18 protein-coding genes are annotated in these 23,152 nt (G+C 63.1%); 8 read left to right on the top strand and 10 right to left on the bottom strand.

The annotated features are described in order from the left end of the window. Position 1: 1 nt before the first annotated feature. The 3 genes from Pan216_RS03415 to dprA all read right to left on the bottom strand — a co-directional run bounded on the left by Pan216_RS03415 (position 2) and on the right by dprA (position 3,726). Entirely contained in the window at positions 2-1,552 is a 1,551-nt protein-coding gene (locus Pan216_RS03415; RefSeq protein ID WP_145254837.1) for a thiamine phosphate synthase, read from the bottom strand. Positions 1,553-1,677: 125 nt separating this feature from the next. Next, entirely contained in the window at positions 1,678-2,136 is a 459-nt protein-coding gene (locus Pan216_RS03410) for a hypothetical protein (protein WP_145254834.1), read from the bottom strand. 462 nt (positions 2,137-2,598) lie between these two features. Then, positions 2,599-3,726 (bottom strand): DNA-processing protein DprA, encoded by a 1,128-nt coding sequence (dprA, locus tag Pan216_RS03405; RefSeq protein ID WP_145254831.1) that lies wholly within the window; start codon positions 3,724-3,726, stop codon positions 2,599-2,601. Positions 3,727-3,943: 217 nt separating this feature from the next. On the opposite strand from dprA, the gene Pan216_RS03400 reads away from it, so the two are divergent. After that, positions 3,944-4,285 carry a hypothetical protein gene (locus Pan216_RS03400; protein WP_145254828.1) on the top strand — a complete coding sequence of 114 codons (342 nt, stop codon included), beginning with the start codon at positions 3,944-3,946 and terminating at the stop codon, positions 4,283-4,285. 206 nt (positions 4,286-4,491) lie between these two features. Here the strand turns inward: Pan216_RS03400 and Pan216_RS03395 are convergent, their stop codons facing one another. Further along, positions 4,492-6,048 (bottom strand): sialate O-acetylesterase, encoded by a 1,557-nt coding sequence (locus tag Pan216_RS03395; RefSeq protein ID WP_419193649.1) that lies wholly within the window; start codon positions 6,046-6,048, stop codon positions 4,492-4,494. Between the two features lie 258 nt (positions 6,049-6,306). Between Pan216_RS03395 and Pan216_RS03390 the strand changes: the two genes are divergently transcribed. Together Pan216_RS03390 and Pan216_RS03385 are read left to right on the top strand one after the other, a co-directional pair. After that, positions 6,307-7,392 carry an endonuclease/exonuclease/phosphatase family protein gene (locus tag Pan216_RS03390; RefSeq protein WP_145254825.1) on the top strand — a complete coding sequence of 362 codons (1,086 nt, stop codon included), beginning with the start codon at positions 6,307-6,309 and terminating at the stop codon, positions 7,390-7,392. 156 nt (positions 7,393-7,548) lie between these two features. After that, positions 7,549-10,341, top strand: a complete 2,793-nt coding sequence (locus Pan216_RS03385; RefSeq protein ID WP_145254822.1) for an AsmA family protein — start codon at positions 7,549-7,551, stop codon at positions 10,339-10,341. Positions 10,342-10,500: 159 nt separating this feature from the next. Here Pan216_RS03385 and Pan216_RS03380 read toward each other — a convergent pair whose 3' ends face one another. Next, positions 10,501-14,376, bottom strand: coding sequence for a hypothetical protein (locus Pan216_RS03380; RefSeq protein WP_145254821.1), 3,876 nt, complete (start codon positions 14,374-14,376; stop codon positions 10,501-10,503). A gap of 309 nt (positions 14,377-14,685) precedes the next feature. Between Pan216_RS03380 and rplU the strand changes: the two genes are divergently transcribed. Beyond that, positions 14,686-15,003, top strand: a complete 318-nt coding sequence (gene rplU, locus Pan216_RS03375) for a 50S ribosomal protein L21 (protein ID WP_145254818.1) — start codon at positions 14,686-14,688, stop codon at positions 15,001-15,003. Between the two features lie 106 nt (positions 15,004-15,109). On the opposite strand, the gene cobT is transcribed toward rplU, so the two are convergent. Then, positions 15,110-16,126 carry a nicotinate-nucleotide--dimethylbenzimidazole phosphoribosyltransferase gene (gene cobT / locus Pan216_RS03370; RefSeq protein WP_145254815.1) on the bottom strand — a complete coding sequence of 339 codons (1,017 nt, stop codon included), beginning with the start codon at positions 16,124-16,126 and terminating at the stop codon, positions 15,110-15,112. A 134-nt stretch (positions 16,127-16,260) separates the two neighbouring features. On the opposite strand from cobT, the gene cobU reads away from it, so the two are divergent. The 3 genes from cobU (at position 16,261) to Pan216_RS03355 (ending at position 17,936) form a co-directional block, all read left to right on the top strand. Further along, on the top strand, positions 16,261-16,815 hold the full coding sequence (gene cobU / locus Pan216_RS03365) for a bifunctional adenosylcobinamide kinase/adenosylcobinamide-phosphate guanylyltransferase (RefSeq protein ID WP_145254812.1): 555 nt from the start codon (positions 16,261-16,263) through the stop codon (positions 16,813-16,815). Further along, entirely contained in the window at positions 16,812-17,570 is a 759-nt protein-coding gene (locus Pan216_RS03360; protein ID WP_145254809.1) for an adenosylcobinamide-GDP ribazoletransferase, read from the top strand. The genes cobU and Pan216_RS03360 overlap by 4 nt, the downstream gene beginning before the upstream one ends. A gap of 117 nt (positions 17,571-17,687) precedes the next feature. Then, positions 17,688-17,936: a carbon storage regulator gene (locus Pan216_RS03355; RefSeq protein WP_419193210.1), complete on the top strand. Its 249-nt coding sequence runs from the start codon at positions 17,688-17,690 to the stop codon at positions 17,934-17,936. Between the two features lie 292 nt (positions 17,937-18,228). Here the strand turns inward: Pan216_RS03355 and Pan216_RS03350 are convergent, their stop codons facing one another. Genes Pan216_RS03350 through Pan216_RS03335 form a run of 4 tightly spaced genes read right to left on the bottom strand, consistent with a single transcriptional unit; the run spans position 18,229 to position 22,017 of the window. Next, on the bottom strand, positions 18,229-19,551 hold the full coding sequence (locus Pan216_RS03350; RefSeq protein WP_145254803.1) for a metal-dependent hydrolase family protein: 1,323 nt from the start codon (positions 19,549-19,551) through the stop codon (positions 18,229-18,231). Further along, positions 19,548-20,525: an alpha/beta fold hydrolase gene (locus Pan216_RS03345; protein WP_145254800.1), complete on the bottom strand. Its 978-nt coding sequence runs from the start codon at positions 20,523-20,525 to the stop codon at positions 19,548-19,550. The genes Pan216_RS03350 and Pan216_RS03345 overlap by 4 nt, the downstream gene beginning before the upstream one ends. Positions 20,526-20,547: 22 nt before the next feature. Then, positions 20,548-21,018, bottom strand: a complete 471-nt coding sequence (locus Pan216_RS03340; RefSeq protein WP_145254797.1) for a hypothetical protein — start codon at positions 21,016-21,018, stop codon at positions 20,548-20,550. Positions 21,019-21,030: 12 nt separating this feature from the next. Then, positions 21,031-22,017, bottom strand: a complete 987-nt coding sequence (locus tag Pan216_RS03335; RefSeq protein ID WP_145263589.1) for a DUF1559 domain-containing protein — start codon at positions 22,015-22,017, stop codon at positions 21,031-21,033. A 230-nt stretch (positions 22,018-22,247) separates the two neighbouring features. On the opposite strand from Pan216_RS03335, the gene Pan216_RS03330 reads away from it, so the two are divergent. Continuing rightward, complete coding sequence (locus Pan216_RS03330; protein WP_419193209.1) at positions 22,248-22,946, top strand: GntR family transcriptional regulator; 699 nt, start codon at positions 22,248-22,250, stop codon at positions 22,944-22,946. Positions 22,947-23,152: the final 206 nt, after the last annotated feature.

Genomic DNA, 23,152 nt, shown 5'->3' with positions numbered 1-23,152 from the left:
TTTAGTGACTCGTGGAATCAAGCTTGTGACGCAGTTGCCGGGCCATCGACGCCGGATCATCGCAGACACATAAGACGTGGCCGACGGCGATTCGGGTCGCTCCCGCATCCATGACTTGAGGGAGATTGCCGGGTCCGATTCCCCCGATCGCGAACGCGGGAAGGGAGATCTCGGAGGCGACTTGCTTCACGGAAGGGATTCCCGCGAAGGCATCAAACTGCTTGGTCCGTGAGGGAAAGACCGGTCCGATCCCGATGTAGTCGGCTCCATCGAGGACCGCTTGTCGGGCCTGCTCGAGGCTGTGGGTGCTGACCCCAACGAGCATCTCGGTCCCGACGATGCGACGGACTTGGGCGACGGGAAGTTCCTCCTGGCCGACATGAACCCCGTCGGCGTCGACGAGCCGCGCGATGTCGGGGCGATCGTTCATGATGAACATCGCGCCCGCTTGAGCGGTGATTCGCCGAACGAGTTGAGCGAGCCTCAACAATTCGCGATCCTCGGATCGCTTGTCGCGAAGTTGGACGACTTGCACCCCGCCGGCGACCGCCCGCTCGACCATCCAGTCGAGCGTCCGGGAACAGGCGTCCGGATCGGCCAGCCAATAGAGGCTCGCCCCGGCGATTCGCCCAGCAGCCTCGCTCTGGATGAGCAATAACCGCTCGAGCGTGTACAACTCGTAGCGAACGCTCTCGAAGATGCGCCCCGCCACGGCGCTGATCGTCTTGGCGTACTCCTCGAGCGTCCGCACCGCCTCCTGGGAACGCTTGAGGTTGGCTTGGACGACGTCGCGGACCGACGCGCGACTCGCCTCGGCGCGAGTAGTCAATCGAGTGCCGACGTCGCCGGTCGTGTCGCGTGAGGCGAGAAGATCGGTCGTCGGCAAGTACGCGAACGCCTCCTGAAAACGATGCCGAGCCTCCTTAAGGCGGAGACTCAGTGCCGCGTCGTTGCGCGCGAACCGAACGTAGTCCTCGACGACCCGCATCCCCTCGCGGGCCCGATTGGCGTTCGCGTCGATGATCCGCGCGACATCGTGGTGCTCGGTCACCTCCTCGACTTGAAGATCGAGTTGCTGGTCCTCCGGGTCGACCGCGATCGTGGCCGGTTGGCGGTTCATCGCGAGGATTTGCTCCGCGTCGACGTCATGGTCACCGAGGAACTTCGCGACGGTGGACGAGCCCGCGAGGAGCGCGAGCAGAAGTTCCTGGCTGCCAATGGTTTGGCTGGCGTCGGCGGGAACCATCTCCGCGGCAAGTCGCATCACGTGCGCCGTTTCCGAATCGTACGTCACTTGGGGCGGGGGATTGCTCGATTCGTCCAACTCATCGAGCGAGGGGAGGTCGTTGATGAAGTGTAGCACATGAATGTTGGCTCGTCGGAGCAAGGCGATCGCTTCGCTCTCATCGTCGCGAAGAAGCGCGGCCAACAGGGAGAGGGGATCGACCGAGTCCCGGCCGGAGAGGGGCGGCAAACATCGGGCGGCGTCGAGAGCACGCCGAGCCGCCGCGGAGTAGTGTTCGTGCCACATCATCTCAAGAACCGAAGGCAAGTCGGTGGTGGAACATCCACGCGTTACCCTTCCCGGAAGGATAGTGACTCAACCGGGAAAGGGGCAGTCCCCACCGCCGCGGCGGAGTGGCGTCGTCGAGCGGTCATCGCGAACGTAGACTTCGCTTATCCTTCGCCCCCGAGATCGACGAGGTAGGTCTCCTGCAGGAGTTCCCACTCGTGATGGCGGTGACTCTCGAGGCGACGGAAGAAGCCGAGCAACCGTTGTTGCAGGCTGTGCAAGTTCGCCAGGTTGCTTGGATTCGTGTTGTGGGCGTCGGCGCGAATGCCCTCGAGATCGGAGACGAGGCTGCGGTGCTCCTCTCGCAACTTCGCGGCGCGATTGGCGAAGGTCGGCTTGAGGGCCGTCACGAAGTCCATGTAGCCGCCCTCTTCCTCGATCGCGAAAAGGCGACGCACGTGGCGGGAGAAAGAGCCGACCAGGAACTGAGCCCGTTCGAGCCATTCGATCGCGGTCTCGTGCGCCAGCGGCGCCCGAATGGCCACCGAAAGGGCCTCACGTACGTAGAAGAGAATCTCGTTCTCGATCTTGATGCGTTTTCCGATTGATGTGCTGTCTTCCATCGTCGTCACCTCCACGTGGCTCTGGCCCAATCCTGGCATCACGACCTGCCAAGCGAACACCGTTGTCATCCCGACGCGGGAGCAGGACGCGAACAAAGCCGACGAGCAACAAGTCCCTAACCCAGCCCTCTTCAGGGCAGGCCATCGACTAGCAAACTTATCGCGAAGTTATTCCGTCCCATCAAGAGCGGTTTCCCCCCACGATGGACCTCCACTCGAGAGGCGCGGGACGAACTCTGGACGAGACTGATGTTCACCGAAGGCTCGTTGGCATGACGCCTTCGGAGCCGATCCCCCAGCGGGGGGAGATGAGACTATTCACTCAACCATAGTCTACCAACGGTTTTAGCGAAGGGAAGCAAAAAGTCGAGGCCCCGAAGAACCTTTTGCCTTTCCCTCCCGGACGCGATCCCGTCCAACGCGTTTGACCCGCACGATCGAACGCTCCGCTCCCCCAAAGACTCAACCAATTACCCGCGCGTAGCGATTCCCCGCGAACCGCCGGACCAGCCCACGCATCTCCAGCATCAACAGGGAAACACTCGCTTCCGACGCCCGAAGCTCCGTGCGTTCCAGCAGCAATTCCAGCTCCATCCCCTCTTGGCCAAGCGACTCCCAAAGCTTGGTCTCGTTCCCATTGAGCCCCGGCGGCGCCTCGACCACCGCCGATGTCGCGGTTGTCTGTTCGTTGGCAAGGTCCACCGGCCCGAGTGCGTCGAGCACATCCTGAACGCCCATGACGAGCCCGGCACCCTGTTTGAGCAGCAGGTTCGGCCCCTCGCTCATCGGATCGCCGACACGACCGGGAACCGCCAACACCTCGCGGTTCTGATCGAGGGCATGACGAGCCGTTGACAGCGCCCCACTCCGAGCGGCGGCCTCGACCACCACGATCGCGAGACTTAGGCCCGAAATGATACGGTTGCGCTGCGGAAAGAGTTGGCCGATCGGCGCCCCGTCGATGGGGGCCTCGCTGAGAAGGGCGCCGCGCTCGATGATCGCCTGGGCGAGTTCGACATGTTCCGGCGGGTAGATGTTGGCGAGCCCCGACGCCAGGACCGCGATCGTCCGTCCCCCCACGTCGAGCGCCGCCCGATGGGCGACCCCGTCGATGCCTCGCGCCAGACCACTCACGATCGTCAGGCCGCGACTGGCCAATTCCCGCGCCAAGGTTTCGGCCATGCGCCGACCGTAGGCTGTCGCCCGACGCGAACCGACGATCGCCACGGCAAAGCGATCCGCCGGCTCGATCGTCCCGCGAATCGTCATCAGACCCGGGCAGTCGGGGAGCTGCGCCAAAGGATCGGGAAACTCGCGGTCCCCCTCGATGAGCATCCGAATGCCGAGCTTGCTCATGCGCGCAAGCAGCGATTGGGCTCGCTCCTCGGAGTCGTGGTGCACGATTGCCTTGGCAACCTTGGGACCAATGCCGGGGACCGATCGCAGCGCGTCGCGGCTTGCCGTCAGGACGCCGCGAGCCGACCCGAAGCGTTCGAGCAGGGCGCGCACGCGGATCGGGCCAAGCCCCTCGACCAAGGAAAGCTTTAGCAAGGAGAGACGTTCATCGTCTCCCATCGGAGCGGAAGCCATGGCTCGCCCATTATTTGTTCTGCCCGCGGACCCCCATTCCTACGGAGACCAAGGCCCAGCCGCGAGCGGTGATTCGCGTTCGCTGGTCGGGACCGCCAATCTAGCGAAACTTTCGGGATGGGAAGGATCGTGACGAAACTCAACTTCGCGGGCAAGTTGGCCGATAACGATAGTGTTGAGGATTGGAGTGGTTCTCCCGCCAGATGGAGGAAGTACGGTGCAAAAGGCGGTCATTGTGCGGAATCTTCTGAGCGACTCCGTCGGCCAGGGATGGAGCTACGAAGTCGACGCGGCGGACGAGACGGCGACTAACCCGTTGCGAGAACTTCTCGAAAAGGGCTGGCGCGTCGTCAAGACTTGCCCGATGCCCAGCGAGCTCGACAGTTGCTGCCTCGTGGTCCTCGAGGATCCCGAGACGAACAAGAATGGCGATCTTCCCCTCTCGGCGATGAACGCCCTCTCGAGTTGGCATCGGCTGCAATCGGCCGCCAAGCCGGCCTCGAGCCACGAGTGGGATGGCGAGACGATCCCACTGCAAGGCTTCGGCATCGATGGTTGACGTTTAGGTCGCGACAGCCGTATCGGAGAGGCCTGCTCCCCCATGTCCTCTTCGCATGCCCACCCGACGATGTGTGGGCATGGCACCCGGAATGCTGGGACGAAAGAACACGACCACCGGGGAATCGAGAGAACCTTCCTAAAAAGAAAGCCCGCCCAAGAGACCATGGGCGGGCCGTTTCACTTCTGCGTCGCTCGTGGCGGCTCTTACTTCTTGTCGATCGTGACCCCCGGCCAGTCATCGGTCCGGAACGGCGTCACCGGCAATCCCTGATTGCTGTAGAGATTGCAGATCGGGTTGTCGGCCCACGCGTAGCGAACCGCGACCGGGTCCTTCACTTGATCGCTCCACACCTCGACCTTGTCCGGTCCGACGACCTTCGCATTGGCGTTGACGAACTTGCGATCGCTGCCGGCGATGGTGAACCCAAGCACCTCACGCACATCGAACGGCTTGAGACCGCCCCCGGTGTGCTCGAGCGTGACGACGACGTGGCCGTTGCCCTTCTTCTCCATCGACTTGTAGGTCGGGCTCTGGTGGGCGACCTTCTTGCCGTAGTCGCGGGCCAAGGCCAAACGGGCCAAACGGTTGCCGACGCCTTGCTTGTCGCGTGGGTGAATATCCTTGCCTTCGCCAAGATCGACAATGACGGCTTGCCCGGTATTGGGAAGCTTCTCGGCGGTCATCGTCTGGGCTTCACGCAGTTCGGCCCAATCGCTCTCGTCGGGCTCGGCCTTCTCGCCGCGGAAGTCGGCCAACTGAACCCAGTAGAAGGGAAACTCGCCCTGGCCCCAGTCGTCGCGCCAGTTCTGAATCATCAGTGGGAATAGGTCGCGATACTGGTAGGCGCGACTGGCGTTGCTTTCGCCCTGGTACCAGATCGCCCCCTTGATGCCGTAACCGATCGTGGGATGAAGTACGCCGTTGTAGAGTCGGCCCGGATGATGGTTGGGAGCGTAGGGGCTACGGGGACGACGGGGGGGAGCGGACGGCTTCTTACCCGCCGCCTTGGCCTTCTTGGCCGACTCGCGCCAGTTGGCGAGTTGCTTCTGATACTTCGCCTCGGCGGCCTTTTTGTCCCATTCATCCGCCTTGCTCCAACGCTGAAGCATCGGCGCGTACTGATCATCCTTCTCGAGCAGGTCGTGGCGCACCCAAGCTTCGGCGGCCGAACCACCCCAAGCGTTGTTGATCAGGCCGACGGGAACCCCCAATGCCTGGTGCAGACGGCGACCGAAGAAGTAACCGACGCCCGAGAAGGGACCAACGGTGTCGGGACCGCACACCTGCCACGCTCCCTTGAAGTCGTCCTGCGGTTCCGCGGTGGAGACGTTGGGAACGTTGAGCAAGCGAATCTCGGGATAGTCCGACGTCATGATCTCAAGGTCGGCGTCGTTGGAGTTGGAAACGGTCCAACGCATGTTCGACTGGCCCGAGCAGACCCACACTTCGCCGACCAGCACATCGTCGATGTTGACGGCGTTCTTGCCCTTGACCGAAAGCTTGTGCGGCCCGCCAGCGGGAAGCGGATCGAGCGTCGCCTTCCAACGACCATCGTCCCCGGCGGTCGCCTTCTTCGTCTGGTCCCCGATTGTGACGGTGACCTCCTCGCCCGGATCGGCCTTGCCCCACACGGGGTTCGGCTGATTTCGTTGCAGCACCATGTGATCGGAGAAGATCGACGGCATCTTCACATCGGCGCGGGCCGACGAGAGCCACAACGGCAGCACGGCCGCGACCAACAACATTCGACGTAGCGACATCATCCAGCGGTCCCTTTTCGGCAGGTCTTTAAACGAAGCCATCAACGGTGAGTAGCGGCATTGTAGCGGGCAATTTCCCCCGCCAACAGTCCCTAGTCGACTTCTCTCGAGATTCCTCGATTCCGCCTCGAACCCTCTCGTTCGCGCCCGCGAACTCCCCTTCCCGTTTGCCCCCGGCCCTGTTATGAACGCCGCCTCGTCGAGAAGCGACGACGTCGATCGGTTCGAACAACGGTTTGAGGAAACAGGGAGGTTTCCGTGACAAAACGATGGCACTTCTGGATTCTGGGACTGGTCGTCCTTCTTGGCTGCGAAGCCGGCACGGCCCCTCCTGGCTTACTTCCCAAATCGATCTCGGCTCTCCAAAGCCAGCCAACCGCCCCAGTCACCGAAGGCGCCGTCGACTCGATCACGGTCTGCTCGTTCAACATCCAATTCCTGGGAAGCTCCCGCTCGCGCGATGACGCCGCCCTGGTCGATGTCGTCGATGACTACGACGTCGTCGTGGTGCAGGAGTTGGTCGCCCCCCCCTATTCGGGAACGTTCCCCGATGGCTCGGCATACCGTCCCGACAAGGAAGCCGGCCACTTCTTCAACGCGATGCGCGGCGCGGGCTTCGAGTACGTCCTCTCCAGCGAGGACACCGGCACCGGCGCGAAGAATCACCAGAACGGCTCCACCACCGAATGGTGGGTCGCGTTCTACAAGCCCACGAAGGTCAAGCCGGCCGCCGACCTACCCAACGGTTTCCTGGCCAACGACCGCACCGACCACACCGACTATGAGCGGGTCCCCTACGCGTTCGGGTTTCGGACCATCGACGGCAACAGCGACTTCGTGCTGATCTCCGTCCACCTTCAGCCCAACAACGGGCCCAAAGCGCGGGCTCGTCGCAAGCAGGAACTGACGGCGATCGCTCAATGGATCGACGCCAACGACGCCGTCGAGCGGGACTTCATCATTCTCGGCGACATGAACATTGAGAACGCCAAGGAACTCGCCTCGGCGACGCCCTACGGTTTCGTCTCGCTCAACGACGAGTGCCGGCCGACGAACACCAACCAGAACAACCCGCGTCCCTACGATCACGTCATGATCAACTCGGCCTACTCGGTCGAAGTCGACACCAAGTTCGACATGCAGGTCATCGACTTGGTCAAGGAGGTTCGGCCGCACTGGAAGAAGTCGACGCCCTTCCCGGGCGATCCCTACAACCACAACGAGTTTCGCAAGTACTTCTCGGACCATCATCCGGTCGTTTTCCGGATGAACATTCCGTCGTTTGACGACGATCTCGAGCCGGTCACCCGTGCGGCCGCGGCCACCGAACCGGCGACAAAGTAAGGGTAGATTCCGCGACGAACGGACACTTACCCTCCTGGGCTTCGGGGAAACTTGGAATAGTTCTCCCAAAGCCCCTAAAATCAAGGCGACGCGGAACCGATGGCGTTCCGCAAGTCGCCTCTCGCTCAGGGCGGCGCCATAAAGGAGGTTGCCGCCGTGCGACGTTGTGTTGCGATCCTTTCCCTGCTCGTTCTCGCCAGCCCTCTCGTCTCCGCCCGTGCGGAAGCGGCGTCGATCAGCTACCAAAACTGGTCCTTCTCCCAAAAGGACGTCGACCTCGGTCTGCTCGCGACGCGCCTTGGCTACATCGGCGTGAAGATCCCCTTCGCGATCGAGGGGACCCTCTCCTACGACGTCCAAGTTGGCGTTCCCTGGGGAGCCCTTCGTGACGCCAAGGCCTACCGATTCAACGGGACCGCGTCCTCGACCAAGCTCACCATCGAAGGGATCGAACTGGTCGACTTGAAGGTCCGCGCCGCCTTCCGCGACGGCATCCTGACACTCGATGAGCTGCGCACCGATGTCCGCGATCCAACCAACACCGCGGCCAACGCACCCGTCGGCAAAGCAACCGGAACCGCCAAGGTCGGGCTCGTCCCGCTCGAACAACTGACGGCATCAATCCAATTGACCGAAATGCCGATCCCAACGCTGCCACCGGAATTGGCCAAAGCGGTCGCCGGGGATGGCGGCGAACCGATCACCATCGCAGCCCAGTTCTCGCTGCTCGTCGCCGACCTCAGTGAGATTCAAGACGGTGTCTCCGGTAAAGTGACCGGCAAAGAGATTCGCGTCGGCCCCGTCCAGTTCTCCCAGCTTCGGTTCGACGTCAGCACGGCCAACGACACCGTCACCGTCACCGACTTCTACCTCGACTCCTCTCCCGGCAACGTCACCGGATCGGGAGCCTGGCCCCTGAAGCCGAATGGGAAAGGGAACATCGCCCTGACCTTCGACGACTTTGGTTGGTCGGAGAAAGTGGGCGACGGCTTCTTCGTCGATCTCTCCGGCCACATTCAGGGCAAGCTCAACGCCGACATCGGTCCCGCCGACCGAGCCGGCGAACGTCCCTTCTCGGGAAACCTCGATATTTCCGTGCCCGACTTTGAACTCGGTTCGGTACCCGTCACGGAGGGCCACATCGCCGCGACGCTCGACGACAAGGATGCGAAGTACGACCTCAAGGCGGGCTTCTCCCGAGGCACGGTCGATGTCTCGGGACAGGTCAACCTGGGCGCGGAGGTGGAGGACCTCGTCCAGGGCAAGGCGACGATCAAGGGAGTCCAACTCCAGCCCATCTTCCAAACCGCCTCGCAGATCGCCGGTCTCTTCGCGATCGAGGGGAGATCATTGCTCCGTCCGGTCCGCGGAAGCGTCGATGTCGACGCCTCCTATCGGGTCCCCGCGGCCGATTGGTCTCCCGTGGGCGACGGCACGTTCGCGCTGGAGAACTTCGCCTGGCTCGGCATCCCCTTGGTCGGACTCGTTTCGGGTGACGTCTCCTTGGCGCCAGGTCGCGTCGAGCTCGATTCCTTCAAAGGCTCAATCGCCGGTGGACAACTGAGCGGACGTTCGTGGATCACCTACCCGCGCCCCACGAAGAAGGGGCCCGAGGGAACGTGGAATTTCGACGCCAGCTTAAATATCACGCGTTTCGTCATCCCTTTCGCGATCCTGCAAAACATGGAGATCACCGCCCACTCGGTCGAGAAGCAGGTCGAGTACAACATCCTCGGGTCGGTGCTGGGAGGAAGTCTCCGCGTTGACGGCAAGGCCCCATGGGTCGGAGCCGGTGATGCATGGAAGGGAGGCGGCAAGATCCGCCTGAAGGGACTGAACTTGTCTCAAGTCGCCCAAACCGGCCCCAACCTGCTTTGGCTCCAGGCAATGCGTGGAACCGCCGGGCTTGACTTTGACTACACCCAAGACGCGGCGTTCACGACGACCGGTCGCGGACGAGCCAACCTCTCGGGTCTCGCCTGGGGCAACATTCCCGTCAGCAACCGTCTCGAGGGCATGGTCTCGCTCACCAACTCGATCCTGTCGGTCCAAGACATGACCGGCATCGTCTCGGGAGGCCTGGCGCGCGTGAACGCGAAGCTGGACCTCGTGCAATGGAACCGTAGCGAGGCCTCCCTGGCCGCCCAGGACGTTCGCATGAGTCCGCTGCTTAGCGGCTGGTGGGAACCGCTGGGAGTCTACGTCGACGCGATGGCCAACTTGCGCGTCGACGCTCGCTTTCACAACGCCCTGCTCTTCACCGGTCGCTCGCAGTTCACCCAAGGGCATATCCTCGGCATTGACTTGACCCGTTGGGACGTCCCCTTCGCCGGTGGCTTCTCATTCTTGCAGTCGACCGGACGCGTCGACATTCCGGAGAGCCTGGCACGCTTCGCCGGAGGACGCGTCCACTTGAAGGGACAGTTGATGCTCGGCCAAGGGCTCGGCATGTCCGGCTCCGGAACGTTCGACAACCTCGACCTTCCGACCATCTTTCGTCACGCCATGGGGATCACTCAGCTCGACCATGGCATCGCCAGCGGCACCTTCAACTTCAAGGGATCCAACGTGCGCACGATCCGCGACATTGAGGGAACCCTCGGCGCTCGGATCGCGAAAGCGGACGCCTTCGACTTGCCGATCCTCGACAGCATCACGCCCTTTCTCGAATTCGCGCGCATCTCGGGCTCGACGCTTGGCGACGGCGCTCTCCAAGCCAACTTGAAAGGTGGGATCCTCGCGGTCCGATCGGGTAGCGTCACGACGCGCACCGTCCGACTCTTCTTTAGCGGCTTGGTCACGCTGCCCGGAGGCGGGCTCGCCCTGAAGGCGAATGCCGGACCGATTTTCCCGATTCCGATCCTGCAACAGCGGGTCGACAACCTCGTTCGGCTCAACGTCGGCGGGACGGTCTATTCCCCGCAAGTCCGCGTCACCAGTTCCTTTTAGTGGGCCGATTCTGTTCACGACGGGAATGACGATGACTGCGTGCCAGCCGGTGCTGGTGCGTGAAGACCGACATCGTGTCACTCGAACGGTGACGGCGTCCTACTCAAACGGAATCGGCGTTGCCGCCCGTCATCGGTGGTACAAGCAAGGACAGCGGAACTACGACGCCGACTTCGACCAACTCTTCAGTTGTTCGGCGAATTCCTCGCGTGTTACCGGCTGGAAGGGGACCGCGTGCTCCTGGTGCTCTTCCTCGCTGGCCCACTGAACGCGATCGACTTCGTCCTCGAGCCGAAGAATCCATGGCGGGACGTCGAGACCAGCGCTCGTCTTCCCCTCGCGATAGTGCTCGACCAGGGACCGGAACTCGGCAAGTAGCTCGGCACTTTCCTCCGGGGAGCCACTACTTCGCGACTCCGCCAGTGGGTGAACCAGCCCCAAGATGCGATCGAGCTTCAGCGGCTGAACGAAACGTTCGCCCACGCGGTCGGCAATCGCGGGAATCCGCATCGAGAAGCGCCGTTCCAGTTCCGCCAAGCGGTCGATGAATTGATTGGCGATGCTCGACATCCGATCGGCGATGTTGTTCTCGAAAAGAGCGGCGGCCCCGGAACACTGTTTCTGGGCGAGGATGCCATGAGCCAACGTCGCCGGTTGCAACCGCCAGCGCTGCCGTTCGTAGTCCGCATGCACCCGGAGCATGTCGAGGAGCATGTGAACGTTCTCGCCGTAGTCCGACTGCGTCGTGATCGAGTTGTACTCTTTGTAGATGTCGTAGTTCTCGAGTACCGCCCGCAGCACGAGATCGAGATGGACCTCGGCCTGTTTGCGTGGAAGCCGATCGTCGAGATCCTCGCGAAGCTGACTCGGCCCGAACTCGCCGTCGTCCTTGGCGATCGCCTCGATGAAAGCACCGACGCCATGCCGTAAGATGCCACGCAAATTGGCGAAGCTCATGAACTCCTGCGTGAATAGTTCGCGGCCGTAGCGGCGAATGAAGGAGACCGTGGCGCTCCACCCTTGGGGGCTGACGCGCCGCTCGAGCTCCGAGAGCCGAAGCCCGGCGATGTGGTCGTTCCAGATCCTCGAGAAGCGATGAACCATTTCGACGACGGTGTCGACCGTCTCCTGGTCGTCGGCCACCTTCGGCGTCCACTGCGCCATCGAGTCGACCAGATGCTCGATCACCCCACGAAGGCCATCCTCGAAGAGGAGGTTGAACTCCGTGATTTGGTGAGGTTCGGCCGCTTGGGTTTGCTCGGTGGTCAGCGCCGCGACCATCAGGTCGAAGGTCTCGCGGTAGAGCCCCAAACGGGACATGCGGCCGGCGAGTCGGCGCAGAAAATCACGCGTGTAGCGGGTGCGGAAGAGCTTCACCGGATCGCCCCCCTGCTCCAGCGGCACGTAGAGCAAAGGGACCGACTTCAGGTGTTCCGCGAGCAGGGGCAAGAGGCGTCGGACCTCCCCGGCATCCCCGGCGAGCAGGGCTCGCTCCAAAGGCACGTTGGCATCGTCCCATTTCCAAATTCGATCTCGTTCGGGCGCCTCCGACGCGATCCCATAGAGCGTCCGCACCGCGTGGGCGGTCTCGATCGAGGTGGTGACGGTCCGATTGAGTAGCTCGTCGCGAATCGAACGACGACGATCGAACTCGACCATCGAGTCCTGCGACCCCGACGGGGCGGCGATCGGCAACGCCTTGAGCCCCCGCATCAGACCTTCGAGCCCATCGCGGTTCGTCTTGCTTCGATTGATCCAGGATGCCACCGCGCTGTTCCAAGCGTCGTCTTGTTCCTCGGAGGCACGATCGGCTAGCCGTTGCCAAATCTCCGCCAAGGTGCGGAGGAAGCGTAGATGCTGACCGATCTGCCGAGCGGCTTGGACCAACTCCTCGTCGGACGACGAGTCCCCATCGAGGATGTCTCCCTCCTGTCCATCCTCGGCGCTGTCTTGGTAGGTCACGCCTTCATAGGCCGCGGCGAAGAGGTCGTCTTCCTCGTCGGCAGTCGTTTCCGTGGCCGGTGCCTCGGTCGGAGTCGGCCCCAATCCGTAGGTCTCGGGAGTCGGGACTTCCCAGTAGTCCTCCGCGTTGGCCTCGAGATAGTCGACAAACTTGATGATGAGCCGCCGTTTCTCCTCCTCGGTGCGATCGCCGGTCGTCGCCAACGAGACCCAACGAAGGGCCAACTGATGGAAGGAGGCCTGATTGTCCTTGAGCGGAATCTGTTCCTTGTTGCTGAGCCAGTACATGAGAAGCGCCATCGACGCGATCGGATCCTTCATCCGCAGCAGCGCGTCGATCAGCGCATGGCAGGCTTGCGGGCTGGGTGAACCTTCCACGTGGCGCCGCCAGAACGAAAGCTTGCTCTCGGGGGTGTCGGCGCTGCGCCAATCGGTCAGCAAGTTCGCCACGAGCAACGCCGATTGCCGCTGTTCCTCGCCGCTGACCCGGCGAATATCGCTGACTTCGATGGTTGCGTACTTGTCCCACCACGAAGCGAACGCCTCCAAGCCAGCAATAAGCCGATCGCGCAAAGCGCTCTCCCCTCGGGCGGCCGCCTCGCGGAGTAGATGGCCGTAGAGTTCGAAGACCTGATGCACGATTTCGAGCAAACGTTCGACCCGCGGGTCGACGATGCTGTTCTCCGGGGCCGGAAAGAGGCTGTAGTTGCCCTGAAAGGCCAGGATGTTCCAAGGATCGACCATCGCACCACAGTCAATCGCCCGATGGAGCAGTTCCTCGATCTCCCGGATCGTCGCCTCGCCCTCGGTCAGCGCGCCATGCTCGGACTGCCGATGCCCCGTCGTCATCAAGTTCTGAATCTCGCAGCACATCCGAATCGACGCGGTCGGGATTCGCGACGCCTGCTCACGACTGGCGTCCGCGTACCCCATCCGGGCATAGAGCTGCGCCAAGTGGTCGTCCTCGAGCTGCATCGCCCGATGCCCGGCCAAGTGATGATTGAGGTACTGCCGCACATCGCCGAAGGGTTGGCGGGTTCGCACCGCCGTCTCCCGGACGCGCTGCCCGTGGGGCCCACGCAGCGACTCGAGGAGTTTCCCGTAGAAGTGATCGCGGCAGCGCGCGACCTGAGGCACGAGGGTCGCGAGGGTGACCTCGCCGCTATGCGTGTCGGGGCCGCTTCCACTGATGCCGGAAGCGAGCAGGATCGTACCCGCCAGCGCCGCGGCCGCCGAGTAGAGTCGATCCTTTTGGTCCTTCGCGGGCACCGACCCGATCCAGAGACGAAGCGCCTCCAAGATAACCGGCCTCAGGACGAAGCGACGAAAACGGCCCGAGATATCGATGAAATGCGGATCCCATTCTCCAAACTGGTAGCCGGGCCGCTGGGTCACGGGATGACCGTAGTCATAGGAGCGCGGGTCGACCGCGAGTTCATCGAGCAACTCGAGATCGAACGACGCCTCACGAAGAATCGCCTCGTCGGTCTCGGAGAGAATCTTCAGCGTCAGCCCAATCAATTCCTCGTGATGGCCGACGCTGATGCCCGCCTCGCGAATGAAGATCGGAATTGGCCGTACCCGTTCGTGAGCGTAGGGCTCGTGCGATCGTCCACCTTCCAAATGGGCGAGGGGACGATGACCGACATAGTCGTTGAGTTGCCCAAGCGTCCCGGCGACGACGCGTTCGGTCTCGTCCCACGGTCCTTTTTGGGAAAGGGTCGCTTCGACGACGCGGGCGAGAAAGAAGGGCTGCACCAACTCGGCATCGGAGAGATGAAAGAGCAGGTCGCGGTGATGATGGCGATACGCGGGCACGACGTGATCGAGCACAAGGGGCAACAAGGCGCGAGCCTGGCTCAAGTCCTGGAAGGCCGCCGACGTCCCCTCGACCGAGGCCGCATGGTCCAGCAAAGTCTGTTGCCAGCGGTCCCAGGGATCCGAAACACCCTGTTCGCACGCGTAGCGATAAAAGTCGTTTACCCCGGTCTGGAAGCGGGCGCTAGGCGTACCGTCGGAAAAGTTGAGGTACCCGAGTGTGGCGTCGAGGGACTTGGTGTCCGGATAGGTCATCCCTGTGGGCTTCCATGGCGAGGAGCATTCATCGCTTTGGAGGTTCGTGAAAGCATCCGCCTTTCCGGAACTTGCGCCGAAGCGACTCAGCCCCTCAGGATAGGATACCCAGGTCGGGACCACAACCCGACGTCTCGCCCCAGCCGCGCGAGAATGTGCGCAACTTGTTGATAATGCAGAAGATTCGTACGTTCGACGCCCTCCGAGACAATTGTCGAACCTCGCCAACGCGGGATGGACGATGCCAGCACCGATCCATAACATAAGCGGTTTGGCAGAAACGTCGGTTTTTTGACTGGATCAACCCTTATGTACGCCGTCGTCGACATCAACTCTCGACAGTACATCGTCGAAGAAGGTCAACGTCTCCTTGTTGACCTGCAGCAGGACTCTCCTGGTGAGTCCGTCGAGTTCGATCGTGTCCTCCTTCTGGGCGGGCAGGACGATGGCACCGTCGTCGGCAAACCGACGATCGAGGGCGCCAAGGTCGTCGCCGATATCGTCGATCACCAGCGTCTCAAGAAGATTCAGGTCCGCACCTACAAGCGTCGCAAGAACTTCCGGCGACACAAGGGGCACCGTCAACCGATGACGGAAGTCCAGATCAGCAAGATCGTCACCCCGTAGTTCTCCCCCTCCGACGACCCTCGACCCACGAGGGATCCGACCAACGCGCCCTGGGCCACGACTCTTCATGGTCCCAATGGCCACGTTCCTTCGTGGCCCCGATGGGTTACTGCGCCAGATCGTCGAACGTCGCCATCTCCCGATAAAGCATCACCGCCGACTCTAGCAGCGGCCATGCCAGCGCGGCGCCACTCGCCTCCCCCAACCGCATCCGCATCTCGACCACCGGAACCAGTCCCAACGCCTCGAGCACCACGTCGTGCCCCGGTTCCGCCGAGCGGTGGCTAGCAATGCAAACGTCACGCACCCCTGGATCAATCCGGCTCGCGACCAGCGCCGCGACACTTGCGGGGAATCCATCCAGGAGTAGCAACCGGCCTCGTTCGGCCGCTTCCAGCATCATCCCGACCATCCCCGCGAGTTCAAACCCACCGACCGCCGCCAAGACCTCGAGCGGTTCACGGGCCTGGGCATGAAGCGTCACCGCCCGGCGAACGACGTCGATCTTCTTGGCCAACGTCGCCTCATCGATGAGGGTCCCCCGACCCACCAAGTCGGCCGGATCGCGATCGAGAAGGAGCGCCGCCAGCGCCGCCGACGACGTCGTGTTTCCAATCCCCATCTCTCCGAGCAGGAGCGTCGACGTCCCGGGATCGATCGCGAGACGATCGAGCAGTTGACGGCCGATCGCCACCGCCTCGGTCGCGGTCTCCAGCGACATCGCCTGGCGATCGAGAAACGACTTTGTCCCCTTGGCGAGCCGAACCGAAAGCGCCCCCGGAACGACCTCGGCGGTCGCCGTCCCCATGTCGACGACGCGCAGGGGCAGCCGATGCTGCTTGGCGAGGAGGCTGATCGCCGCCCCTCCCCTCAGGAAGTTCGCGACCATCAAGCCGGTGATTTCCGAAGGGTAGGCGCTGACTCCCTCCGACGCGATCCCGTGATCTCCCGCCAAAACGACAACCGCCGCGGGCCGAAGAGCGGGCGAGTCGGTCTCCTGAATCCGCACGATCTCGACCATGAGATCGCAGAGTCGTCCGAGTGCCCAACGAGGCATCGTCAGTTGCTCGATGTGTTCTCGAGCCTTCGCCGTCCAGTCAATTCGCGTGTCGGTTTCTTCCATGATGAGGCCATTGTAGATGCCGGAGGCCCTTCGGCCCCGTCCGCGTGACGGGATCCTGGTGACAAACCTGCCAAGTTTCGACGGCTCGGCGAGTTCGGCTTGGGTTTTGCCGATCTTCTTTGCAAAATCGTCGCATGGACCGATCCCCCGGACATTGCCTTCTGACAGGCGGAGCGCGCAGCGGCAAGAGCCGAATCGCGCTGGAATTGTGCCAATCGCACGACCGCAAGTGTTTCGTCGCCACCGCCGAGGCTCGCGACGACGACATGCGCTCCCGCATCGAAAACCATCGGCGCGAGCGTGGCCCCGAATGGTCCCTGATCGAGGAACCGCTCCGTTTCTGTCAACGGCTGCGAACCGAAGCTCGTGATACCGACGTCGTGCTGATCGATTGCCTGACCCTGTGGGTGTCGAACTGGCTCCTCGCGATGAGCGATGGACATTCCCCGCTCGGCCAGCCCGACTTCGACGAGGAACTCGAGCAACTGGATGCCCTCCTCGCTGAGCCCAACCCGCGAATCATCTGCGTTACCAACGAAGTGGGAATGGGCATCGTTCCCGACAATGCCCTAGCTCGCTCCTATCGCGACCTGCTCGGCAAGGTCAACCAACGCGTCGCCCAAGTCTCCGACACCGTCCTGCTTCTCGTCAGCGGGATTCCCATCGCGGTTAAGGGATCGCTCCCATGAGACTACTGACCGCGCTCGGCACCGCCGTCACTCTCCTGAGCACCTTCCGCTTTCCGGTCGGTCATCGCCCGACGCCCCGTCATCTCGGCGAATCGACCGCGTGGTTCCCACTGGTTGGGATGATGCTGGGCATCGTCGGACTGGTTCTTCTCGTCGTCTCGACATGGGTCGGGATGCCCAATCGCGTGATCGCTCTTCTAGTTCTCGCGAGTTGGGCGATCCTCAGCGGCGGTCTGCATTGGGACGGTTTCGGCGATGTCCTCGACAGTGTCGGGGTGCGCTACGCCGGCCGCGAACGAATGCTCGAAGTCATGAAGGACCCCAGCATGGGAGCCTTCGCGGTCCTGGGCATGGTGCTCGTGCTGCTCTGCCAATGGGAGTGCTTGTCGGCGCTTCTGGTGGCGGGCAAATGGTGGCCCCTGCTGCTCGTCCCGACCGGAGCCCGTTGGGCCCTGACCCTTCAATGCGTCCTCGGCAACCCGGCCCGACCCGGCGGCACGGCCGATTCGGTCATCCAAGAGGCCAAGCCCAAGTCGCTACTCATCGCCAGCCTTCTTTGGCTGCTCGCCCTCTTCGCCAGCGGCTTCTCCTGGTCATCGCTGAGCTTGCTTCTGGCCCCGGTGGCCGTGGTCATTGCGGTTCGATCCTGGTCGGATCGCTACTTGGGTGGCCAGACAGGTGACGTCCTCGGCTTCACTGTCATCACGACGGAAACCCTTCTCCTCATTTGCCTTATCAACGCGATCTGGTCCTAGACTCCCTCCAGCAAACTGAACACCCGTTTATGTGAACATTTGTATTGATCCGCTCTCTCCCCCGTGCTATACATGCGATCACGTTTGGCAATCACCCCAGTTGAGAAGGACCTCATCATGCTGGTACTGACGCGCAAGGCTGGAGAGAGCATTCTGATTGGCGACGACATCCGCATCACCATCGCACGACTGGACGGTTCCCGCGTCCGCGTGGCGATTGACGCCCCCCGCCACGTCTCGGTCCAGCGCGACGATGCCAAACCGAAGGACGACCACGAGCGAGGAAAGTCTCGGGGCTTTGGTCCAGCTTCAATTGAACGGATGCCCCAACCTGGTTTACAATGCGTAGGACGGATGTCGGGCTGAGTGTCGCCTGGAGACCATCCGGAATCACGTCGGTTCGCGCAATTCCTGGGAAGCGGTTGGAGACCTGTGCATGTCGCCATCCATTTGGCTTGATGTTCACTACATCATGAATGACTTCGGGATGCTGGCAGTCCTGGCCGCGCTGCTGTTCGTCGCCTTCCCCAAAGGGGTTAGCACGATGCGCGCACGGTCCCCATGCCGCCCCAGTCAGCGCCGAGTCTTTTGAACCGCCGACACCGTTTCTCCCCATCATTCATGCATCCATGGCACTCCGTCGGCCACGGTCAGAGCATTAACGACAAACAGGCTTCTCGGACTCGAGGGCGTGCTCACTCCATCGTGGGAGATGCTGGTGCTGGAGCGAGCCTGCGTTGATCACCCCCGCTTGCATGATGGCGAGGAATCGTGACCGGTCTTGCAGGATCGCGATGTTGTCGAGCACGTCTCCATCGACGACGACGACATCGGCGAGCTTGCCGACTTCAAGGGTCCCAAGCTCCTTCTCTCGCCCGAGAATCTCCGCGCCGGTCTTGCAGGCGCACTTGATCACATCGACTGGCGGGAATCCGACGTCGGTGACGAAGAACTCGAGTTCGTTGGCGTAGTCCCCGTGCGGGTTCCACGCGAAGCCGTAGTCACCGCCAAGCCCCAAGCGACCGCCCGCCTCGAAGATGCGCCGGGCACTCTCCACGCCGCCGTCGAGCGTCTCTTGATGACCGTCGATTACCCCTTGGGGCATGCCGATGGCCGGCCCGCGCTCGACCGAGGCCTTCTCGAAGTAGAGGGCGGGAATGACCGGGACATCGCGTTCGAGCAAGAGATCGAGGGCCTCGTCATCCATGAAGGTTCCGTGCTCGATGGTATCGTAACCCGCGCGGAGGGCGTTCTTGATCCCCGCCGTCGCGCGGCAATGCCCGGTCACCTTGAGTCCGTGATTGTGCGCGGTCTCGACCACCGCGTGCATCTCCTCGAAGGTCATGCAGAGCGTGTGATGATCGTTGGTGTCGGGGGCGGCGGCGTCGCCCGTCGGGTAGGTCTTCACCCACTCGATCCCATCCTTGACCAATTTGCGCACCGCGGCGCGAGCTTCGTCCGGCCCATTGACCAAAAGGACGAGCCCTTCCATCCCGATCTTGCGGAAGTCGGGGTTCCAATCCATCAGCCCGCCGATGCCACAGATCTCCCGACCGCTCGCCGCCAAACGTGGACCGGGCACGAGGTCGTTCTCGATCGCCTTCTTCAGCCAAACATCGATGTTGAAGAGACTCCCACCACTGCGCGCGGCGGTGTAACCGCTCTCGAGCGCCAACTTCGCGTTGACCGACGCGAGCAGCGAGACGTACTCGACGGGATACTTCGTGTCGAGGTCCTCGAGCGCGGCGACATTGAAGTACGTCGGGTGAAAATGAGCCTCGACCAACCCCGGCAGGATCGTCCCACCACGGGCATCGAGTACCAACGCCTCCGCGGGGAGTTCCCGGTTGGGCTGGCGCGGTCCCGCATAGCCAATGCGACCATCCTCGATCAGCAGTTCCGCATCGGTCACCGGGGGATGGCCGCATCCGTCGACAAGCTGACCATTGGTGAGGAGCATGGTTCCCTGAAGAGACTTCATCGGCTGGTTCCTTGTTGGAGGGAGCAGGGACTCGAGGTTGGCACCCGCGGGACCGTCTCGAGAAAGGCGAGCGTGTGATTCACGATGTCCTGGGTGCGACCCCAGTGCAGCAAGTGGTCCGATTCGGGAAACGGCACCAGCGACAAGTCCCCGATGAGTTCCTCGGCGTCGGAGCGGTTATCGTCGGCCAACATCCCGCCAGCGTCGGGATCGGCCTGAAACAGCAGCGTCGGACAGTCGACACGTTCGAGCATCGACCGCCATACCAGTCCGTCGAGCCAACGTCCTTGGACGATCGGATCGAGCACCGTCGGGTCGAGGCGCGACAGCCCCCAGGCACTCAGACGCAGCGAGGTCGAGCTGCGCACGTCGCCGAGTCGCACCGAGACGTCGGAGCCTGGATCGCACAGGTTGATCTCCGCCAGCGACGCGGCCACCTCTCGCAGGGTAGCCTCCGAACCGGCAAGGGGATAGAGGCTCGCGAAGAAGCCGTGCGGTCGCGACTGCCCAATGCGGCTCCCCATCGCGTCGAATGGGGGATCCTCCATGATGAGGCCGCGCACGCGATCACGGCAAGCGGCCGCCACCGCCGCCGCCACCATCGCGCCGAGGGAGTGACCGTACAGCACGACCGGTTGGTCGAGCGACTCCCGCAAGTAGCTAACGACATCGGGCACGTAGTCGACGACCCGGTAGCCGCCGGGAACCCGATCGGAAGCCCCATGGCCGCGAAAGTCCAGCGCGTGAACCCGCCACCGCGAGGCCAACGCGGGAATCAACGGCAGGAAGGACTGCCAACACCTGGTCACTCCATGCAGCATCACCAGCGGGGGCGCGTCGCCCGAGGTCCGCGCGACGCTGATCTCGCAATCGCCGACAGCCACGCGCTGCTCGACAATGCCGAGGCCGTCTCCTCCCGCCACGGGCGACTCGTCGCCCGCTCCTGAAACCGATGGCTCGTTCGTTTGCGTCATGCAACACTCCTGGGCCCACGGACTACGAGCGCCCCTTGCGTCGACCGCCTCTGGAATTCCCCGTCGCCGCTTCTTCCTTCGAAATCGTCACGTCGAGGCGCGATGCCTCGCGCGGCAACTCGACCGAGAGCCGGTAGCCGTCGACAAGCATCTCCTGCAGCGGCGGCCCATCGTCCAAACCACCCGACGCCGCCTCGGGACGATAGCCGGTCACCGTCAACAAGTAGGGCCCGCCGAGAACGCCGGCCGCTTGCTCGGTTCGATACGATCCGTTCTCGATCTTCGCCAGCGATGCCGGCCCGCTATTCCCTCGAGACACGTCGGGCTGGAGGAGCACCTCGCCCGCCGGCACCGCGGCCCCATCGAGTGTTACCGTCCCCTCCAGGCGATAGCGCGGCGGCCCCTTCTCCCCACAACCGGCCAAGCCGACCACTCCGATCGCCACGACCATCCCACCGAAACGGCGACCCCATCCGATCACGTCAGCAACCATGTCGCCGCTCCTTCAGAAGTTGGTTTCGAGCGGAGCGCTGTCGTCGCGCACCGCGAGCGTCTGGTACAGCGTCAAGTCGATCCCCTCGGTGACGAAGTGGACCGAGCCGTCGGCCATCGTGAAGTGGCATCCCCCCGGGTGATGACTTCCGAAGAGCCGGCTCTGCTGCACAAAGAGGTTGTTGGTCGCGACGTCGTCGGTGACGCTGTTGATGGGAATCTCCGCGCCGGCAAGCGTCGCCGCTTGCCCGTGGTTCGAAGCCCGCGCGTAGACCGAGCCGGCCCAGCTCCCATCGCACCCGAGCGCCGGATTGCCGACCCCCATCGGCTGGTACTTGCTCTCGCCGATCATGAAGACATTCGCCGAGCCGTCGGTGATCTGACTGAGGCCGACCTTGGAGTTGTTCCAGAAGATGCCACTGGTCCAGTGACGGCGGGTCGAGGTCGTCGTGCATCGCCGATCGTTGCCTCCCCCCATCACCCCGAAGTAGGTCGAGCGCGCCCGCCCGACGTGAATCAGCGGATCGCTGGGGCATTCGAAGGAACTGTTTCGCTGAAACTGCACGTCATAGTTCTCGACGGCCTGGGTTCCGCCGCAATCGGCATACGCGAGAAACCGACCGTCGAAGTTGAAGCGATCGTAGAGAGCCTGATCGTCCAGGTAGGGCAAGATCATCACCGCCCACGGCGCCCGCGCCCGAGTCGCGGCATCGCTGTCCTTGTGAATGTTGCAGATCACGTTCGAGGGCGACCCACTTCCATCGGTGATCGTCCCCGGCGGAAAGAAACGGTGCGACTCGTGATAGGCGTGAAGGGCGACCCCAAGCTGCTTGAGCTTGTTCTGGCACTGCGTCCGACGAGCCGCCTCGCGCGCCTGCTGCACCGCGGGCAGCAGGAGGGCCACCAGAGTTCCGATGATCGCGATCACCACCAACAACTCGACGAGCGTGAAGGCCGGTCGCCCGCGCGCACCGGAGACGCTTGTTCGCAAGACGGACATGTCGCTTCCCCCGAAGGCCCGCGGCCACGGAACGGGCCGCTTGTCGTGTACCTCTCTCGGGCGTGGGCCGCGATCGGCGAAAGCCGCCCTTGCCCAAGAGTCCCCAACAGACTAGAATTGCATTCTGCATGCAGAACACAGCATGCTGAATGAAGACATCCTAATGGGGCCCTCTCCCTCGGTCAAGAATGTTTCGACCAGGGAACGCCCCCGATGTCCGGAGCCAATCCATGACCAGCCTGGAAGAACTCGCCTCGCCCATCCGGCGCACCTCGCTGGCCGAGGAGGTCTACGAGACCCTCCTGGAAGCCATCTGCGGCGGCCAACTCGCCGGCGGCACCAAGATCAGCGCCGTCGCTCTCGCCGAGAAACTCAACGTCAGCCGCACCCCCGTCATCGAGGCCCTCCGGCGACTCGAGAACGATGGGCTCATCGAGGCCTCCACCGGCAAGCAGGCCCGTATCGTCGAGGTCTCTCGCGATGAAATCAGTCAGATCTATCAGATGAGGCAGATCCTCGAGGGAGCCGCCGCCGAGGCCGCTGCCCGACGAATGCCGCGGGAGGCGCTCGACGACCTCGAAGCTCGAGCCCAGGATCTCGACGCCGGCCGCAAGCGACTCGACTGGACCGAACGCGCGCTCGCCTTCGACCTCACGTTCCACGACGTCATCGCCGGCGCCAGCGGCAACGAACGGCTCCGCGCCGACATCGGCCGCTATCGTCTGCTCGTACGCAGCTTCTGCCGCATGAGTGGCACGCGCGAGAACCTCGAGCAAGCCTTCGCGGAGCACCTGAAGATCCTCGAGGCGATCAAGAGCCGGAAGCCCGCCGCCGCGCGGCGCGCGATGGTCGAGCACATCGCCTCCCGACTCGACTCGGTCCTGCAAGACGTCGTCGATCATCAAGCGGAAACCAAGGAGCGATCGTGATCGCCCCCCAAGCGGCGCGGGACGCGACACCGAACGCATCGACGGGATCGCTCGGTGGCGTGCTCGCGGATTCGAACAGCAGCGGACGTACTTGGTGCTTTGCTCCTCATCGCTCTTGAGGTGCCACTGGCTGCTCGCCAGCCAGGGACGAGGCGTGAGGGGAATCAGCGCCGCGCGACGTGGACGGTGAAACAACACTAGAAAGG

Origin of the sequence: Kolteria novifilia, from assembly GCA_007748055.1 — a bacterium.
In the GTDB taxonomy this organism is placed as follows: domain Bacteria; phylum Planctomycetota; class Planctomycetia; order Kolteriales; family Kolteriaceae; genus Kolteria; species Kolteria novifilia.
The sequence above is the reverse complement of the archived record's forward strand: the minus strand, read 5'-3'. Positions and strand labels throughout refer to the sequence as shown.

Bases quoted from the DNA above. Each gene is read 5' to 3' on its own strand.
- Pan216_RS03335 (WP_145263589.1), bottom strand. From the start codon at position 22,017: ATGTCCGTCTTGCGAACAAGCGTCTCCGGTGCGCGCGGGCGACCGGCC.
- cobT (WP_145254815.1), bottom strand. From the start codon at position 16,126: ATGGAAGAAACCGACACGCGAATTGACTGGACGGCGAAGGCTCGAGAA.
- Pan216_RS03380 (WP_145254821.1), bottom strand. From the start codon at position 14,376: ATGACCTATCCGGACACCAAGTCCCTCGACGCCACACTCGGGTACCTC.
- Pan216_RS03340 (WP_145254797.1), bottom strand. From the start codon at position 21,018: ATGGTTGCTGACGTGATCGGATGGGGTCGCCGTTTCGGTGGGATGGTC.
- Pan216_RS03360 (WP_145254809.1), top strand. From the start codon at position 16,812: ATGAGACTACTGACCGCGCTCGGCACCGCCGTCACTCTCCTGAGCACC.
- Pan216_RS03350 (WP_145254803.1), bottom strand. From the start codon at position 19,551: ATGAAGTCTCTTCAGGGAACCATGCTCCTCACCAATGGTCAGCTTGTC.
- cobU (WP_145254812.1), top strand. From the start codon at position 16,261: ATGGACCGATCCCCCGGACATTGCCTTCTGACAGGCGGAGCGCGCAGC.
- Pan216_RS03330 (WP_419193209.1), top strand. From the start codon at position 22,248: ATGACCAGCCTGGAAGAACTCGCCTCGCCCATCCGGCGCACCTCGCTG.
- rplU (WP_145254818.1), top strand. From the start codon at position 14,686: ATGTACGCCGTCGTCGACATCAACTCTCGACAGTACATCGTCGAAGAA.
- dprA (WP_145254831.1), bottom strand. From the start codon at position 3,726: ATGGCTTCCGCTCCGATGGGAGACGATGAACGTCTCTCCTTGCTAAAG.
- Pan216_RS03355 (WP_419193210.1), top strand. From the start codon at position 17,688: ATGCTGGTACTGACGCGCAAGGCTGGAGAGAGCATTCTGATTGGCGAC.
- Pan216_RS03395 (WP_419193649.1), bottom strand. From the start codon at position 6,048: ATGTCGCTACGTCGAATGTTGTTGGTCGCGGCCGTGCTGCCGTTGTGG.
- Pan216_RS03345 (WP_145254800.1), bottom strand. From the start codon at position 20,525: ATGACGCAAACGAACGAGCCATCGGTTTCAGGAGCGGGCGACGAGTCG.
- Pan216_RS03410 (WP_145254834.1), bottom strand. From the start codon at position 2,136: ATGGAAGACAGCACATCAATCGGAAAACGCATCAAGATCGAGAACGAG.